Source organism: Devosia sp., from assembly GCF_017744655.1.
Lineage (GTDB): Bacteria > Pseudomonadota > Alphaproteobacteria > Rhizobiales > Devosiaceae > Devosia.
The window spans coordinates 193,321-209,813 of record NZ_JAGIAW010000009.1; the positions used below are offsets into that span (position 1 = coordinate 193,321).

Annotated in this window: 14 protein-coding genes; 4 read left to right on the forward strand and 10 right to left on the reverse strand. The window is 61.7% G+C overall.

Annotated features, from left to right (window positions below):
• Positions 1 to 41 precede the first annotated feature (41 nt).
• On the forward strand, positions 42 to 563 hold the full coding sequence (locus tag J7557_RS17300) for a hypothetical protein (protein ID WP_291421288.1): 522 nt from the start codon (positions 42 to 44) through the stop codon (positions 561 to 563).
• Here J7557_RS17300 and J7557_RS17305 read toward each other — a convergent pair.
• The 9 genes from J7557_RS17305 to mutM all read right to left on the reverse strand — a co-directional run bounded on the left by J7557_RS17305 (position 560) and on the right by mutM (position 12,208).
• Positions 560 to 1,582, reverse strand: a complete 1,023-nt coding sequence (locus J7557_RS17305) for an LLM class flavin-dependent oxidoreductase (RefSeq protein WP_291421289.1) — start codon at positions 1,580 to 1,582, stop codon at positions 560 to 562. The two genes, J7557_RS17300 and J7557_RS17305, sit on opposite strands and share 4 nt — an antisense overlap.
• 124 nt (positions 1,583 to 1,706) lie before the next feature.
• The gene (locus J7557_RS17310) at positions 1,707 to 2,417 is read right to left on the reverse strand and encodes a phosphotransferase (protein WP_291421290.1); all 711 of its coding nucleotides are present in this window, start codon (positions 2,415 to 2,417) and stop codon (positions 1,707 to 1,709) included.
• 178 nt (positions 2,418 to 2,595) lie between these two features.
• A complete protein-coding gene (gyrB, locus tag J7557_RS17315) occupies positions 2,596 to 5,049 on the reverse strand; it encodes a DNA topoisomerase (ATP-hydrolyzing) subunit B (RefSeq protein ID WP_291421291.1) in 2,454 nt (817 codons plus the stop codon).
• Positions 5,050 to 5,299: 250 nt separating this feature from the next.
• Positions 5,300 to 6,412: a DNA replication/repair protein RecF gene (recF, locus tag J7557_RS17320; protein WP_291421292.1), complete on the reverse strand. Its 1,113-nt coding sequence runs from the start codon at positions 6,410 to 6,412 to the stop codon at positions 5,300 to 5,302.
• A 216-nt stretch (positions 6,413 to 6,628) separates the two neighbouring features.
• On the reverse strand, positions 6,629 to 7,750 hold the full coding sequence (dnaN, locus tag J7557_RS17325) for a DNA polymerase III subunit beta (protein ID WP_291421293.1): 1,122 nt from the start codon (positions 7,748 to 7,750) through the stop codon (positions 6,629 to 6,631).
• 117 nt (positions 7,751 to 7,867) lie between these two features.
• The gene (locus J7557_RS17330; RefSeq protein WP_291421294.1) at positions 7,868 to 8,281 is read right to left on the reverse strand and encodes a hypothetical protein; all 414 of its coding nucleotides are present in this window, start codon (positions 8,279 to 8,281) and stop codon (positions 7,868 to 7,870) included.
• 250 nt (positions 8,282 to 8,531) lie between these two features.
• Entirely contained in the window at positions 8,532 to 9,992 is a 1,461-nt protein-coding gene (gene dnaA / locus J7557_RS17335) for a chromosomal replication initiator protein DnaA (protein WP_291421295.1), read from the reverse strand.
• An 894-nt stretch (positions 9,993 to 10,886) separates the two neighbouring features.
• Entirely contained in the window at positions 10,887 to 11,153 is a 267-nt protein-coding gene (gene rpsT, locus J7557_RS17340) for a 30S ribosomal protein S20 (RefSeq protein ID WP_035080045.1), read from the reverse strand.
• Positions 11,154 to 11,320: 167 nt separating this feature from the next.
• Entirely contained in the window at positions 11,321 to 12,208 is an 888-nt protein-coding gene (gene mutM / locus J7557_RS17345; protein ID WP_291421296.1) for a bifunctional DNA-formamidopyrimidine glycosylase/DNA-(apurinic or apyrimidinic site) lyase, read from the reverse strand.
• Between the two features lie 116 nt (positions 12,209 to 12,324).
• On the opposite strand from mutM, the gene ubiE reads away from it, so the two are divergent.
• The 3 genes from ubiE to J7557_RS17360 all read left to right on the forward strand — a co-directional run bounded on the left by ubiE (position 12,325) and on the right by J7557_RS17360 (position 15,309).
• On the forward strand, positions 12,325 to 13,089 hold the full coding sequence (ubiE, locus tag J7557_RS17350) for a bifunctional demethylmenaquinone methyltransferase/2-methoxy-6-polyprenyl-1,4-benzoquinol methylase UbiE (RefSeq protein WP_291421297.1): 765 nt from the start codon (positions 12,325 to 12,327) through the stop codon (positions 13,087 to 13,089).
• Positions 13,090 to 13,092: 3 nt separating this feature from the next.
• Positions 13,093 to 14,643, forward strand: a complete 1,551-nt coding sequence (gene ubiB, locus J7557_RS17355) for a 2-polyprenylphenol 6-hydroxylase (protein WP_291421298.1) — start codon at positions 13,093 to 13,095, stop codon at positions 14,641 to 14,643.
• Positions 14,644 to 14,706: 63 nt separating this feature from the next.
• Complete coding sequence (locus J7557_RS17360; protein ID WP_291421299.1) at positions 14,707 to 15,309, forward strand: hypothetical protein; 603 nt, start codon at positions 14,707 to 14,709, stop codon at positions 15,307 to 15,309.
• Positions 15,310 to 15,353: 44 nt separating this feature from the next.
• On the opposite strand, the gene J7557_RS17365 is transcribed toward J7557_RS17360, so the two are convergent.
• The gene (locus J7557_RS17365) at positions 15,354 to 16,412 is read right to left on the reverse strand and encodes a hypothetical protein (protein WP_291421300.1); all 1,059 of its coding nucleotides are present in this window, start codon (positions 16,410 to 16,412) and stop codon (positions 15,354 to 15,356) included.
• Positions 16,413 to 16,493 lie beyond the last annotated feature (81 nt).

Genomic DNA, 16,493 nt, shown 5'->3' on the forward strand with positions numbered 1-16,493 from the left:
CAGGGCCTTGCGAGCGCCCCAATGAGCGGGCAGAAAGCCGTATGCGCTTCTGCCTCACGCTCCTCGTTTTTCTGCTGTTCGCCCTCACGCCCGCCCGCGCCGATATGGTGGACGCCGCATTCGACCGGGCCATCAGCCAGTTCGAAGCCGCCCGCCCGGGTCTGCCAGCCGAGCTTTTCGGGGTCGATGTCGCCGCCTATCGTTCCGCGCTGACCTTTAGGCAATTCACCTCGAGCCATTGGGGCGGCACTATCACCATGCGCGTCGAAAACGGCAGCGAAGCCAACAATTCCTGCGCGCGCTTTGCCGCCTTTGTCAGCCTGCCGCCGAGCGATGGGAAAGTCCGCTTGATCCTCTGCCCGCAGTTCTCGACATCGGGCGCCGATGCGCTGCGCACCCTCACTGTCCTGCACGAACTCGTGCATGTCGTTGCCGGACCCAACGAATGCCGGGCCATGGCCTTCGCCGCCCGCATAGAGCAGGCGGCGACCGGTCGCTTCACCGATGTCGGCAACTATTGGCAGGCCAATGGCTGCGAGGGATCGGGGTTCAGCCTGCCTTAGCGCCAGCCGAGACCCGGCGCCACGTGGGTGAGAATGCTCTCGATCACATGGGCATTGTAGTCGACACCGAGCTGGTTCGGGACCGTAAGAAGCAGCGTATCGGCTTCGGCGATGGCTTCGTCGCGCTTCAGCTCTTCAATGAGCTTGTCGGGCTCGGCCGTGTAGCCGCGGCCGAAAACGGCGCGCTTTTCCGGTTCGATATAGCCGAACTGATCCTGTTCGGGACGACCGGCGCCGAAGAACATCCGGTCCTGATCGTTGACCAATGCAAAGATCGAACGGCTCACCGAAACGCGCGGCTCACCAGCGTGGCCCGCTTCCTTCCACGCAGTGCGATAGGCGCGGATCTGTTCGGCCTGCTGGATATGGAACGGTTTTCCCGACTCGTCGAATTTCAGCGTCGAGGATTGGAGGTGCATGCCCATCTTGGCCGCCCAGATGGCCGTCGCGTCGCTCGCCGCACCCCACCAGATGCGGTTGCGCAGGCCTTCCGAATGCGGCTCAAGCCGCAGCATGCCCGGCGGATTGGGGAACATGGGTTGCGGGTTGGGCTGGGCAAAACCCTTGCCCTTCAGCACTTCGAGGAACACCTCAGCATGCTGGCGCGCCATGTCCTGATCGGTCTTGCCCTCTTCGGGCTGGAACCCGAAATAGCGCCAGCCATCGATCACCTGTTCCGGAGAGCCACGCGAAATGCCGAGCTGCAAGCGCCCGCCGGCAATGAGGTCAGCCGCACCGGCATCCTCGGCCATATAGAGCGGGTTTTCGTAGCGCATATCGATCACGGCCGTGCCGAGTTCGATCTTTTTGGTCTTGGCACCAGCGGCGGCCAACAATGGAAAAGGCGAGGCGAGCTGGCGGGCAAAATGGTGCACGCGGAAATAGGCGCCGTCGGCCCCCAACTCTTCGGCGGCAACCGCCAGGTCAATGGACTGCAACAGCGCATCGCCAGCCGAACGGGTGCCCGACTGCGGCGAGGGGTTCCAATGCCCAAAGGACAGAAAGCCAATCTTTTTCATATTTGCCTCACGGGCTTAATTCATCTCACGCCATAGCTAGGCGGTAAGGATATCAGGCACAAGGCGCCCAATCGGAACGGATTGGTCCAGCCCGGTGAACGATGCGGCAGTCCCGGCTGAAGGATCAAGCCTCGGGCAGACCCGTCGGATGGACACGCTCGGTCAGATATTGAACCGTCCAGTACATGCACTTCAGCGCCCAGGCCTCGCCCTCGCGCATGTTTCGATCCCGCGCCCAGCGCGCCCGCCCCGCCTGCCGCGTCGGCATATAGGCTGCCACATGCGCCACAGTGCAGGACGGATGGCCGTAACTCTCGCAAAAGACTTTCAAGCGCCGCAACTGCTCTTCCGGCGAAAAAGCGGGATCGCCGAGATCAAGCCAGGTCCAGGCGCTATAGGATACATCCCAAAGCCGCGTCCCCGGCGCCACCGTATCGAAGTCGATCATCGCGTAGGGCATGGTCCCGCGAAACACGGTGTTGCTGGGCGTCCAGTCATTGTGACAGAGGATTTCAGCGCCAAGGTCTCGTACGGGCGCAAAACTCTCCGTCGCATCGTGGAATTTTCTGAGCAGCGCCGCTGCGGCCACATGCTGCGCATCGGAAAAGCCGTCAGCATCGGCTGGCAGGTCGCTGGGCAGATAAGTCAGTATCTCACGGCCGAGATCATCCAACCCCAGATACCGCGGCGCCCCGTCAAACCCCACGGCTTCGAGATGGCGCAGCGCCTGATGAACCAAGCTGCGATCCCAGCTCATCGTCCGGCGCACCGTGTCACCAAGGCGGACAACCCTGTTGACCTGCCCGCCCCGCAATTCGATTTCTTCGTCGTGCATTGCGTCCCCAGTGTTCAAAGGCCGGCGCCATTCGAGCGTAGCTCTCATGGCCTAGCCTGCTCAAATCGCTCCACCGGAGCGATTTGTCCCTGCGGGCCGGCTGCCATTCGAGCGTAGCTCTCATGGCCTGCTCGCCTAAAATCTCCCCACCGGGGAGATTTTGCCTTCGGCACGGCTCTCAGACGTCCAGATTGCTCACGTTGAGTGCATTGTCCTGGATGAATTCGCGGCGCGGTTCGACGAGGTCGCCCATGAGGGCGGTAAAAATTTCGTCGGCTTCGCTGGTTTCGTCGATTTCGACACGCAACAGCGTGCGGGCATTGGGGTCAAGCGTCGTTTCCCAGAGCTGCTCGGCGTTCATTTCGCCAAGACCTTTATAGCGCTGCAGCGAAACGCCCTTGCGGCCGGCATCGGTGACGGCCTTGAATAGCGAGCTCGGCCCGAAAATGGAAATCGTCTCGCCCTTGCGCTTCAGCGTCGGAACGCCGCCAAAGAGCTCGTCGAGGCGCCCTGCCAACTGCCGCAGCTTGCGCGCGTCGGCCGACTGCAATAGCGCCCGGTCGATCTGGTGGGTTTCCGTCACGCCACGCACGGTGCGCGAGAAGGCCAGCGCGTCCTCGTCGGTGACGACACCGCTCCAGCCGCGTTCCAGCTCGTCCGAAATACGGTCGAGGCGGTTGCCAACACGCTTCAGCGTCTCGGCGCTCTTTTCGGGGTCGGCCATGCCTTCGGGATCGAGCCCACCGACAATCGCGGCCTGTTCAACCAGGTTCCTGTTGTAGCGCGTATTGAGATTCTTGATGGCATAGTCGATGTCGCGCGCCTGCTGCAGGATAGCCATGAGGTCCGGCCCGGCATGCTCGACGCCATCGCGCGTCGTGAACACGGCTTCGTCGAGACCGGCACTGAGGAGATAGTCCTCGAGGGCCCGCTCGTCCTTCAGATATTGTTCCGAGCGGCCGCGCGTCGCCTTATAGAGCGGCGGCTGCGCGATATAGATGTGACCGCGTTCCAGCAGTTCCGGCGTCTGCCGATAGAAGAAGGTCAGCAGCAGCGTACGGATATGGGCGCCGTCGACGTCGGCGTCCGTCATGATGATGATCTTGTGATAGCGCAGTTTGTCGGCGTTGAACTCTTCGCGGCCGATGCCGGTGCCGAGCGCGGTGATCAGCGTGCCGACCTGGTCGGACGAGATCATGCGATCGAAGCGCGCGCGCTCCACATTGAGAATTTTTCCGCGCAGCGGCAGCACTGCCTGATTGGAGCGATCGCGGCCTTGCTTGGCCGATCCACCTGCCGAGTCGCCTTCGACGATGAAAATTTCCGACTTGGCGGGGTCGCGTTCCTGGCAATCGGCAAGCTTGCCCGGGAGCGAAGAGATTTCGAGCGCGCCCTTACGGCGGGTGAGTTCGCGCGCCTTGCGGGCGGCTTCGCGGGCGGCAGCGGCTTCCACCACCTTGCCGACGATGACCTTGGCTTCGTTCGGGTGCTCTTCGAACCACTGGCCGAGCTTCTCGTTGACGATGTTTTCGACAACGGGGCGCACTTCGGAGGAAACCAGCTTGTCCTTGGTCTGGCTCGAAAATTTCGGGTCAGGTACCTTTACGGACAGCACGCAGGTCAGACCTTCGCGGGTATCGTCACCCGAGAGTTCGACCTTTTCCTTCTTGGCAATGCCCGACGAGGTCGCATAGCCCGTCACCTGGCGCGTCAGCGCACCGCGCAGGCCCGCGAGGTGCGTACCGCCATCGCGCTGCGGGATGTTGTTGGTGAAGCACAGCACGTTCTCGTGGTAGCTGTCGTTCCACTGCAGCGCCACTTCGACGGTGATGCCGTCCTTTTCCGAGACCATGGTGATCGGCTTTTCGATCACCGGCGCCTTGGACTTGTCGAGATATCTTACGAAGGCCTCCAACCCGCCCTCATAGAAGAGCTCAACCTCGACCGGCTCGGGATGGCGGTGATCGCGTAGCAGGATACGCACACCGGAATTCAAAAAAGCCAGTTCGCGCAGGCGGTGTTCGAGCGTCTTGAAATCGAACTCGACCATGGTGAAGGTGTCGGTCGAGGGCAGGAAGGTGATTTCCGAGCCCGAGCGCCCTTCATAAGTGCCCGGCTGCCTGTTCTCGACATAGGAGCCCACGACCTTAAGCGGCGCATCGGCGACGCCATGGGTAAAGCTCATCTCATGCACTTCGCCATCGCGGCGAATATTGAGCTTCAAGAAGACCGAAAGCGCGTTCACCACGGAAACGCCCACGCCGTGGAGACCGCCGGAAACCTTGTAGGAGTTCTGGTCGAATTTGCCGCCAGCATGGAGCTGGGTCATGATGACCTCGGCCGCCGAGACGCCTTCGTCCTTGTGGATGCCCACGGGGATGCCGCGGCCATTGTCGTTGACCGAGCAGGAGCCGTCGGCATTGAGCGTCACGGTCACGAGGTCGGCATGGCCGGCCAGGGCCTCGTCGATGGCGTTGTCGACCACCTCATAGACCATGTGATGCAGGCCCGAACCGTCATCCGTATCCCCGATATACATGCCAGGGCGCTTGCGCACGGCATCGAGCCCTTTCAGCACCTTGATGCTATCGGCGCCATACTCGTTCGGGGTCGGATTTTCGCTATCGCTCATGGGGTCCGAATCAGTCTCTTTGAACTTGTTTCTGTTCTAGCGGAAGGGGGCTCAATCCCCAAGAAAATTGCCGGTTTTCATGGCTTTTGCTGGGCATAAGGATGCCCGGTTTCGCACCATTCTTCTCCCCCTCGGGGAGAAGGTGGCGCGCAGCGCCGGATGAGGGGGATTCTGGGGTGTTTTACACACCCTCACCCGTCTCGCGCTTCGCGCGATCCACCCACTCCCCGAGAGGGAGAGGAATAGAAAACTAGTCCCGTGCCACGCGACCTTCGCGTACCGTAAAACGCTGTGCCCGGTCCTCCAGCGCCTCGAACAGCACCGTGTCTGTCCCGGTCAGAAAACACTGCGTTTCGAGCCCATCGAGAGCCAGGAACAAGGCCCGTCGGCGATCGGGATCGAGGTGCGCCGCAATCTCGTCGAGGAGGAGGAACGGCACGATACCGGTCCGCAGGCGCACCAGACGCGCATGGGCCAGGATCAGGCCAATAAGAAGCGCCTTCTGCTCCCCGGTCGAGCCCAGAGCTGCCGGCATGTGCTTTTGCGCATGGAGGACTTCCAGGTCGACCCGGTGTGGACCTGATGTGGTGCGTCCGGCCGCCCGATCAAGCCCGCGCGCCGCATGCCAGCGCTGCGCCAAGAGAGCCTCAAGCTCAGCCGAGGTGGTCGCCTCGGCGCCATCTTCAAACAGTGGCGTCAGCGACAGCCTTGCCGCCGGGAAACTGGCATCATCGAGGCTTTCGGCGATCAGCGCCTGGAGATGGGCCAGACTATCCGCCCGATTGAGGTGAATGGACGCACCAAGCTCGGCCATCTGCACTTCCACGGCATTGAGCCAGCGCAAGTCGGACCCCTCTTCGAGCAGCTTGTTGCGCTGCCGCATGGCCTTTTCATAGTCCGAGACCGCCGAAGAGTGTGAGGGGATCAGCGTCGTCACCAGCCGGTCGAGAAACCGCCGCCGCTCGCCCGCAGGCCCGGAAAAGAGCCCATCCATGCTTGGGGTCAGCCAGAGCACGCGCAGATAGTCGCTCATGGCTTCAATCGAGCGCGCATTGGCGCCATTGACCCGCACCCGCCGCCCGCCATCTGGCAGGGCGCCGGTGCCGATATCGGCCGGCCCGTCATCGGTCTCAATGGTCGCCGCCACGGCCCAGCTCGTATCCGAGCCCTGCTGCTGTAAAGTTTCAAAACTGGCGCCACGCAGCCCGCGCCCCGGCGAGAGCACGGAAACCGCCTCGAGGAGATTGGTTTTTCCCGAACCATTGGGCCCGGTCAGCACGACGTGGCGCTCATCAAGATCGAGCGCCGCAGCGGCATAGTTGCGGAAGGCGGATAGCCGGAGGCGGGAGATGTGGCGGATCATTTTTTTGGCCCGCTTGAGGAAGGCCCCCTCACCCCAACCAAATTCGTAAAAGCGAATTCGGTGAGCTTCGCGGCGACCTCTCCCCCAAGGGACAGGTGGGAGTGTGCCAAAGTCGCGAAGCGACACCTCTCCCTTTGGGGGAGAGGTCGGCCCGCAGGGCACACCGAATTCGCAAGCGAATTCGGTTGGGGTGAGGGGGCCTTCACTTCAATAAAATCACACGCGCATCGGCATCAGCACATAAAGCGCGTTTGCCTCACCCTCTTCCTTGACCAGCGTCGGCGAATTGGCGTCGTTGAAGAGGAAGACGGCGCTTTCCGAGCGGATCTGGGTGATGATGTCGAGGAGATACCGGGCATTGAAGCCGATCTCGAAGGCATCGATGTCGAAATCGACCGCCAGCTCTTCGCTCGCCGTGCCGTGATCCGGATTGGTCACCGAGAGTTCGAGGAGACCATCGTGGGCCTGCAGCTTGACCGCCTTGCCGCCGCGATCCGAGGCAATGGTCGAGACGCGATCGACGGCCACGGCAAAGGCGCCGCGATCGACCAGCATCTGCTTGTCATTGTTCTTCGGGGTCACGCGATCATAATCGGGGAACGTGCCCTCGATCAGCTTGGAAAGCAGCACGACCGGGCCGACGGTGAAGCGGATCTTCGTGTCCGAAACTTCCACATGCACGTCGCCATCGACGCCATCGAGCAGTTTCTGGACTTCGCCCACGGTCTTCTTCGGCACGATGATGCCGCTCATGCCGGTCGCGCCTGCGGGGGCAGCGATTTCGGCGCGGGCCATGCGGTGGCCGTCCGTCGCCACAGCGCGGAACAGCGGGCCGCTCTGGGAATTATCGACGGCGTGGAAATAGATGCCGTTGAGATAATAGCGCGTCTCTTCGTTCGAAATAGCGAACTGGGTGCGCTCGATCAGTTCACGCAGCAGCGCCGCCGAGACGTCGAATTCATGGGCGAAAGCGCCCGACTTCAAATCGGGGAACGAGTCCGGAGACAAACATGCGAGGTTAAAGCGCGAGCGGCCGGAGGTGAGAACCATGTTCTCCCCGCCATCGGTCTCGAGCCGCACTTCGGCGCCGTCGGCCAGTTTTCGCACGATTTCATAGAGCGTATGCGCCGGGACCGTCGTCGTGCCCGGTGTGGAAACCATGGCGGGCACGCTCTCCGTCACCTCGATATCGAGGTCGGTGGCGCGCAGTTCGACATGATCCTCGCTGGCCTTGAACAGCACGTTGGCGAGGATGGGATAGGTGTTGCGGCGTTCCACAACCCGATGCACATGGCTCAGCGACTTGAGCAGATGGTTGCGTTCGAGCGTGACTTTCATATTCGGCATCTATCCCAAAAAAGCGCAGCAATCCGGCCAAGGCCGGGCAGGGACGTTTACATTCTCGTAAGAGGTTGGCAAGGCCAGCGCGACCATTCACCGCGCCCAAACTGTGGATCAGCTCTGGAAATAGACGGTCACCGAAAAGCGCTCCTCCGCATCGGCGCCCAGCGCCTCGAGCCCTTCAAAGGGTACGCAGCGATCCACCGCCGCCAGAATGCTGTCGGTCAGAACGCCGCGCTTGCTCGCCGCCTTGGCCGATTCCGGGGAAAGCATCACCTCGCCATCGAGCCGCCCGTCGCCGAAAAAGGCAATATCGAGCGCCAGGCGCTGGTCTTCCTCGCCCGGCGGCACGATCCAGCAGGACATCAATTGCTGCTGCACCCGAATGGCGATGGCCCGGTTCTGCTTGGCAATGGCTTCGGCGGAAAGGCCCTGTGCCAGAACGGGCTGGGCAAGGAAAAGGGCGACAAAAAGAGCGGCAAATCGGATCATGCGCTCATGGGTGCCGGTCGGCCCCGGCGAGATCAAGGCACAGTTCTGTCATTGGCGAGAGCTTTGGGGATTGTCGCAGGGAAGACACAACACCCCCGGCCCCCCCTCGCCCCTTGCGGGAGAGGGACAGGAAAGTCCGCGTTCAGCGGATTTTCCAGGGTGAGGGGTATTCTATCCTCCGCAGAGGAGCGCGTAAGGGGCGCAGCAAGAATACCCCTCATCCGCCCTTCGGACACCTTCTCCCGCAAAGGGAGAAGGGGGTATCGAGTTTGCCCGAGCCTGCGAGCTATTCTTCGAGCATGCGCTTCAGGAGTTCGATTTCCTGGCCGAGTTCCAGGTCATCCTTGATCATCTGTTCCACCTTGCGCACCGAGTGAAGCACGGTCGTGTGGTCCCTGCCCCCGAAGCGGCGACCGATTTCCGGCAGCGAACGGCTGGTCAGCGCCTTGGCCAGATACATGGCGATCTGGCGCGGACGCACCACGTCGCGCGAGCGGCGGGCCGACAGCAGCTCGTTGCGCGGCACCTTGTAGTGGCGCGAGACAATTTTGAGAATGTCTTCGATGCGGACGCGCTTGGCGTCGCGAGCCCGGATCAGGTCGGCCAGGGTCTTTTCGGCCAGCGGCACGGTGATCAGTTCGCCTGTCAGCTGGTTGGCAGCAACGAGGCGATTGACGGCGCCATCGAGATCGCGGCCATGGCTCGTGACTGCACGGGCAACATAATCGAGCACGGCCGGCGGGAAGTGCATGCCGAAGCGGGCGGTCGACTGGTCCGCACGGCGCTGCACGATGGCGCGGCGCAAGTCCATGTCGAAGGTCGAGATCGGCACGACGAGGCCGCCGGAGAGACGCGAACGCACGCGCTCATCGAGCATTTCGAGATCGCGCGGCGGCGCATCGCCAGCCACGACGACCTGCTTGGCGCCCGTAAGAAGCGCGCCGAGCGTGTGGCCGAATTCGGTGGCCGACTTGCCCTGCAGGAACTGCATGTCGTCGATGAGGAGAAGGTCGACCTTGCGCAGCCACTCCTTGAAGCCGAGCGCCGACTGGCGCTGAACGGCGGTGATGAAGTGGTACATAAAGTGGTCGGCGGTCAGGTAGACGATGTTTTTCGAACTATCCGCCTGGCTGACGGCATGGGCGATGGCATTCAAGAGGTGCGATTTGCCAAGGCCCACGGTCGAGTGGATATAGACCGGATTGAAGGTGACGGTGTTGTTGATCGCCGCATTGGCGATCTGTTTGGCGACCCCAAAAGCCATTTCATTGGCTTCGCCCGACACGAAGGTGTCGAAGGTCATGCGGGAATCGATGGCGCTACCGGCGAGGGCATCGCCCTTTTGCGCCGGCTGCGGCACGAGGCGGGCGACCGGCGTTTCGACGGCGGCAGCCTGCGCGGCAGGCTTGGCGACCGGCGCTTCTTCGGCCGGCTCGGCAGCAACGACCGGCGCCGTGGCCAGGCGCGGGCGGGCCTGGCCATTGACGCGCAGGGTTACATGGAGGCGCGCCGCATCGGGAACGTCGTGGCGAAAGGCTTCGACGATGCGGTCGGAATAATTGGATTGCACCCAGGAGCAGAGGAAGCGCGTGGGCGCCGAAAGGTGCACCAGGTCGTCGACGAGCTCTTCAAGCTCAAGCCGTGCAAACCAGGAGGTAAAGACATCCTCGCCGACGGCCGCCTTGAGGCGGGCGCGCACACGCATCCAGAGATCGCGCTGGGTGGCGGCGGGGGAATTTTCGCTCATGACAGGGTCGCCACTCTGGTTGACGGAAGAGGAGGAAGGAGAGGCGGCCACTGACCAGTCATCCCGTCCTGCGATTGCCTGTCGCATCATTATTTAGCCCTGTTTCGTTTTGCCCGTGCGGTCCGCATGCCGCCGAAGCTTGTTGTTCTCGCGCCCGCCGCTCCGTTTAAGAGACGAGCAATTCCTTGCTTCTCCGGAGAGGAGAAACATCGACCGCGACAGTTCCCTGCCATGGCCCCAATCAATCAATGTCGTGGTGTCGGCCGGACGGCCGAAGGACTAATACGCAGTGCCACCCCGAAGGAATCCGGCAGCACACCGTTCCGTCAAAAAGGTCATAACCAGCCCATGCTGTTCCAGCCTCGTGTGCCGAGACAGCCCCCAAACTCTTGCCCGAAGTGATCGTGTCCACACCGTGCCGGGGTCTTTTCGAGCCCCGCTTTTCCGTGCTGACCAGTTCACTTTAGGGGGTTGGTTTTGGCCCCGCAACTGGTGAATCGATGAAATAGGGTCTTGACTCGGAGACAGAGATTTTACCCTCGGGCGAGGTGCAAAATTGCCTTTCCACAAGAGCCTGTGACTCAATGCAGAATCGCTTTTTCGTCCCTTTAATAAAGGATGAAAAAATTATTCTCTTCCCCTGATACCGCCGATTTTATGTCGATTTGAACGCGGTTTAACGGCGCTCCGATTCCTCGGGTAACCTGTTAAATCTCAAGCGCTTTCCGCTTTGCTGCCCAAAGGTGAGGCATTCTACCACACCGTCACGGAAATGAAATGTGACGACGCCACGACGAAAAACTTGCCCGTTCGACTAGTAAAGAAAAAGGGCTCCTTGCGGAGCCCGTTTCTTCTGTCGCGTCTGCCTTGAGGGCGCCGCTTCAGATCCTGCGCTTAGGCCTGGAGGGCCTTCACGCGGCTATTGAGGCGGCTGACCTTGCGAGCTGCGAGGTTGGCATGAACGATGCCCTTGGTCGCAGCGCGGTTGATTTCCGGTTCGGCAGCCTTGAGGGCCGCGAAAGCAACGGCGTGATCGCCAGCGGTGATCGCTTCTTCGACCTTGCGGATGAAGGTACGAACGCGGCTACGACGCGACTTGTTGACAGCGGTGCGGGCTGCAATCTTGCGGGTAGCCTTTTTGGCTGAAGGCGTATTGGCCATAACGGTCCTCTTTAGCGTCCAACCGGCCAACAAGCGTACAAAGTCGCAGGCGTCCGGGGTAAAATGAAATCGGCGGCTTTCGACTGCCGCCAAGTTGGGCGGTCTATAGGGGAAAGGCGCCGGGGCGTCAACAGGACTCTGTCGCCAAAGCCCGCATCTGGCGTGCCTCAGGGCGCCTTCTGGCACACCGGGCAAAAGAATGTCGAGCGCCCCGACTGCACGATGCGCTCCACGGTCCCGGTGCACAGAGGCGTCGGACATGGCTCCCCTTCCCGGTCATAGACCGCAAAGCGGTGCTGGAAATAGCCAGAACCGCCCTCCGCATTTCTGAAATCGCGCAGCGTCGAGCCACCCACCTCGATCGCTTCTATGAGCACTTCACGCACCGCATAGGACAGGTCCTCCAGCGCCTTTTTGGGTTTTTCGGCTTTGGTGAGAAGGCTTCGCGCTTCGACCGTCGGCAGGATATGGGCCCGATGCAGTGCCTCGGCGACATAGATATTGCCGAGCCCCGCCACGACTCGCTGGTCGAGCAAGGCCGCCTTTATCGGCGCCTTCTTGCCCTTGAAAGCCGCGGCCATTTCCTCGGCATTGAAATCATTGCCGAGCGGTTCCGGCCCCAGGTCCTTCAAATAGGAAGAATCCTCGGGTCGCTCGAACAGGTCCAAAAACCCGAACCGCCGGGGATCGGCATAAATAAGGTGGCTCTTGCCGTGCTCGGGATGATCGATCGAAAAAATGAGATGATCGTGTTTCGGCTCGGTCCCCGGCTCATAATAGCGCGGTGGCTTGTCGATGCCGTGCTCGGCAAAGCGCCAGGAGCCGGTCATCCCCAGATGGCTCAAAATGGTAAAACCGTTGTCGAGGGTCATGAGCAGGTATTTTGCCCGGCGCCCGACATTGGTCACTGTCGCGCCCGTTACCTTTTCCGCCAGCCCCGTTGGAAAGGGAAAGCGCAGGTCCGGACGGCGCAGCTCCACCTTGTCTATACGCGCATGCAGCAGCCAGGGCTCGAGCCCGCGTCGGACGGTTTCTACCTCGGGCAGTTCGGGCACCAGAATCTCCTTTACCCTGCGCGTTCTTGCGCCATGGGCTTTTCATCGCGCCTTATATATGGTGCGCGCCGATCCCATGTGGATGTCTTCAATAGTCCAGCAAAGAGGCGTGAGCCATGACCGAGGCGCGCGAAACCACCCATTTCGGCGAACAGACCGTGGCGCTCGAGGACAAGCAGGGCCTCGTCAACAAGGTCTTTCACGACGTCGCGGACCGCTATGACCTCATGAATGACCTCATGAGCTTTGGCATTCACCGCCTCTGGAAAGACGCGATGATCGCCGATCTCGCCCCGCCCCGCCTCGGCAGCCGCGGCTATAAGGTGCTTGATATGGCTGGCGGCACCGGCGACGTCGCCGAGCGCATCGTCAATGCCTCGCATGGCTATGCGGAAGTCGTCGTCTCCGACATCAATTCGGACATGCTGCGCGTCGGCGCCGAGCGCGCCAAGACCTGGCGCTATCCCTCGCAGGCCAGTTTCGTCGAAGCCAATGCCGAAAAGCTGCCCTTCGAGAGCAATAGTTTCGACGCCTATACGATCGCTTTCGGCATCCGCAATGTGCCGCGTATCCAGCTCGCCCTCAACGAAGCCCATCGCGTGCTAAAACGCGGCGGCCGGATTCTCGTCCTCGAATTTTCCCAGGTCGACGTACCCGGCTTCGACGCGGTCTATCGCGCCTTTTCCGACACGGTCATTCCGCCCATGGGCCGCGCCGTCACCGGCGATGCGCAGCCCTATCAATATCTCGTCGAATCGATCCGCAAATTCCCCGATCCCGCGCGCTTTACCGCCATGCTCGACACGGCTGGCTTCAAGCGCACGAAGCACACCGCTTTCTCGGGCAATATCGCGACGCTGTTTTCGGGCTGGAAGATTTAAGGCATGGGTCTCGGCTCTTATTTCCGCCTTTTCCACGCCGGCTGGGTGCTGGCGCGCGAAGGCGCCTTCTCCGTGCTTCCCGCCGAATCGCTGCCGCCCTCGATGAAGCTCGGCATTGGCCTCGCGCGTATCGTCGAGCGTCCAAGCGTTAGAAAAACCGGCCGTGTCGATCGGCTCAACGCCGCCCTCAACAAGCTCGGCCCGAGTTTTGTAAAGTTCGGCCAGACCCTCGCCACCCGCCCCGATATCGTCGGCCCGCAAGCCGCCGCCGATCTCTCGGGCCTGCAAGACCGCATGCCGCCCTTCGACCCGGCGCTGGTCCCCGGCATTTTGTCCACGGCCCTCGGCCCCAAGGCGGACCTTCTTACCGAGATTAGCGAACCCATCGCGGCCGCCTCCATCGCCCAGGTGCATAAGGCAAAGCTGCGCCAGCCCGGCGCAGTGCCCAAAACCGTGGCCATAAAAATGCTGCGCCCCGGCGTGTCCGAGCGTTTCCATTCCGACACCCAGGCGCTGTATGCCGGCGCGCATCTGGCCGAAATGTTTGCGCCTTCGAGCCGACGCTTGAAGCCCACCGAGGTCGTCAAGACCCTCGACCATTCGATGCGCATCGAACTCGACCTGCGGCTCGAAGCGGCTGCCATTTCCGAGATGGCGGAAAACATCAAAAACGACACCGGCTTCATCATCCCCGACGTACAGTGGGACCAGGTCGCGCAAAACGTTCTCACCACCACCTGGGTCGATGGCATCCCGATCCGCGATCTTGCCGCCATGGACGCGGCTGGGATCGATCGTAAGGCGCTGGCCGCAAAACTGCTGCAGTCCTTCCTGCGCCACGCCATCCGCGACGGCTTCTTCCACGCCGACATGCATCCGGGCAATCTCTTCGCCGATCCGAAAACGGGCGATGTCATTGCCGTCGATTTCGGCATCATGGGCCGTATCTCAAAACGCGAGCGCAAATTCCTCGCCGATATTCTCTTCGGCTTCATCACCCGCGACTATCACCTCGTCGCCCAGCGCCACTTCGACATCGGCTATGTGCCAAAGCATCAGTCGGTCGACGACTTTACCCTCGCCATCCGTTCGATCGGCGAACCGCTGCATGGCCGCACCGCCGCCGACATTTCCATGGCCAAGGTTCTGGGCCAGCTCTTCGTCATCACCGAACTCTTTGACATGCAGACCCGCCCCGAGCTGGTCCTCCTGCAAAAGTCCATGGTGCTGGTCGAAGGCGTGGCGCGAAACCTCGATCCCGACCTCGATATCTGGACGGTGGCCGAACCCGTCGTGGGCGATTGGCTGCGCCGCGAGGAAGGTCCTGTCGGCCGCCTCGAAGAGCTTGCCGGTCACTTTACCCGCATGAGCGAAGCTCTGGGGCGCGTGCCTGTCCTCATCGCCGAAGCCGAGCTGACCATGGCCGAACACCGCGTCATGATGGCCAGAAACCAGCCCAACCGCTTCATCAACAGTGCCCTTTTGGCAGTGCTGGCCGCGGCCTTCGTGGTTCTGGTCCTGGCCGGCTGGCGCCTCCTCACAGGTAATTTCTAGGCCAACTTGCCGCCTCGTGGGCAAGTGCCTAGATTGCCGGCAAATCGGCCGCAGGAGACTTTCATGGTATTCAAGACCATCGCCAAACTGGGTGCCATGCTCATGCTCGGCGCCTCGCTTGCGGGTTGCATCGACGCAACCGTGGATGTCGAAGTCACCAGCGAAACCACGGCCAAGGCGACGCTGACCCAGGTCATGTCGGCCGATTTCTACGCCATGTTCAAGATGAACGCCTCCGAGAGCGAAACCGCCACCAGCGAATTCTGCTCCGAAGGCGCGCTGGTCGAAAATGCTGATGGCAGCGCCACCTGCACCCTCGTCGAAGAAGGCACGTTTGAAGAGCTGGCGGCGCTCGAAGGCGAAGAAAACGCTCTCTTCTTCACATCCGCCGGTCCCGGCCTCGTCCGCGTCGCCCTGCCCACCGCAGAACTGACCGGCGAGCTCGGCTCCAGCGACGACATGGATGCCGAAACCAAGCAGATGGTGGAAGCCTTCTTCACAGGCCATGCTGTCACCATCCGCATTTCCGGCACCGAGGTCACCGAAACCAATCTCAAGCGTAGCGACGACAGGACTTCGGCGGAGATCGAAATCCCCTTCCTCGACCTGATCAACGGCACCGCCGACCTGCCCGACGAGCTCTTTGCCGTCGTGCGCGCGAAGTAATTGCAAGCCAACGGCACCCGGCGCATGGCCGGGCGCCGGCCTTGCTAGTCGCCGAAGCAGGGCAAGACGTCCTCGGCAAAATACGGCTTCTGATCGACCCAGAACATATAGTCGACCCCCAGAAACGCCTTGGCAAAGCCATGCAGCATGGGCACCAGGTTCTTGTGGGCGCCGATGTCGCGGGCCGTGCCGGTTTCCCCGATATAATTGCCGTCCTGAACCGCAATGCCGAGCGACACGGCGAACTCGCTCTCATGCATCATGGCGAGCGCGTGATTGAGCTGGCCTCTCTTGGTGACCATCAGGTCCGGCGCCCCGAGGCCCACCCCGATTTCATTGCCGAATTCATAGAGTCCGCGCAGATAGCCCTTGTCTTCCCAGGGCAGCCATTCACCGGGCATGAAATTGGCGTAGAGCATGGTCACCGATTGCGGAAATGCTGCCTTGAGCGCCCGCATATTGGCCTTGAGCCCTTCCACATAAAGCTCCGGTGAAAACGAAGCATCGCTTTCAGCCGAAACCCCGATCGCGGTTTCCTGCAGATTGACCCCCTCGATGCGGCCATCGAACTGGGCGCCCAGCGCCGCCAGCAGAGCCGCAAACCGAGCTTCCACTTTCCCATTCCAGCGCTTGGCTACCCAACCTTCGACCGTGCCGTCCTCGGCCCGCTGCTCGCTCATGCCGCCATCATATTCGTCGGACAGCAGATAGTCGGGCACCGGCTTGTACTGGGGCGAGAACGAAGCATCCTGGAGTTGGACGAAGAGTTTTTTGCCATATTGGGCGAGATAGCTGAGATCATCCTCGATGGCGGAAAAATCATACTGCCCCTCGCTCGGCTCGAGCTGGCGCCAGGAATACATGATCTGCGCGCCGGCAAAGCGGGCATTCTCCAGCAAGGCATGATCGCGGATGGCCTCGCGATCCCGACTGAAATAGACGAAATGCGCTATGCCGTCATCGGCGATCGGGCACGTCGCATTCTCATAGGGCTCATAGGCCTTGTCATAGCGGTCGGCGGGATTGTCCCAGGCGAGGACGGAAGCGCCGGGCAAAAGAGCGGCCAGCGCGACGATGAGGCCAAGCGAGAGTTTTGGGTGCATCGGATTTCCTATCAAGTGCGGCGGCCCGAGGCGCCGCCTGTGCTCGACGGTCTAGCGCCAACCCGACATTGCTTCGCCCGC

Coding starts and splice junctions, on each gene's coding strand:
- gyrB (WP_291421291.1), bottom strand. CDS start 5,049: ATGAGCGATAGCGAAAATCCGACCCCGAACGAGTATGGCGCCGATAGC.
- recF (WP_291421292.1), bottom strand. CDS start 6,412: ATGATCCGCCACATCTCCCGCCTCCGGCTATCCGCCTTCCGCAACTAT.
- ubiB (WP_291421298.1), top strand. CDS start 13,093: ATGGGTCTCGGCTCTTATTTCCGCCTTTTCCACGCCGGCTGGGTGCTG.
- dnaN (WP_291421293.1), bottom strand. CDS start 7,750: ATGAAAGTCACGCTCGAACGCAACCATCTGCTCAAGTCGCTGAGCCAT.
- dnaA (WP_291421295.1), bottom strand. CDS start 9,992: ATGAGCGAAAATTCCCCCGCCGCCACCCAGCGCGATCTCTGGATGCGT.
- J7557_RS17300 (WP_291421288.1), top strand. CDS start 42: ATGCGCTTCTGCCTCACGCTCCTCGTTTTTCTGCTGTTCGCCCTCACG.
- rpsT (WP_035080045.1), bottom strand. CDS start 11,153: ATGGCCAATACGCCTTCAGCCAAAAAGGCTACCCGCAAGATTGCAGCC.
- J7557_RS17365 (WP_291421300.1), bottom strand. CDS start 16,412: ATGCACCCAAAACTCTCGCTTGGCCTCATCGTCGCGCTGGCCGCTCTT.
- J7557_RS17360 (WP_291421299.1), top strand. CDS start 14,707: ATGGTATTCAAGACCATCGCCAAACTGGGTGCCATGCTCATGCTCGGC.
- J7557_RS17305 (WP_291421289.1), bottom strand. CDS start 1,582: ATGAAAAAGATTGGCTTTCTGTCCTTTGGGCATTGGAACCCCTCGCCG.
- J7557_RS17310 (WP_291421290.1), bottom strand. CDS start 2,417: ATGCACGACGAAGAAATCGAATTGCGGGGCGGGCAGGTCAACAGGGTT.
- ubiE (WP_291421297.1), top strand. CDS start 12,325: ATGACCGAGGCGCGCGAAACCACCCATTTCGGCGAACAGACCGTGGCG.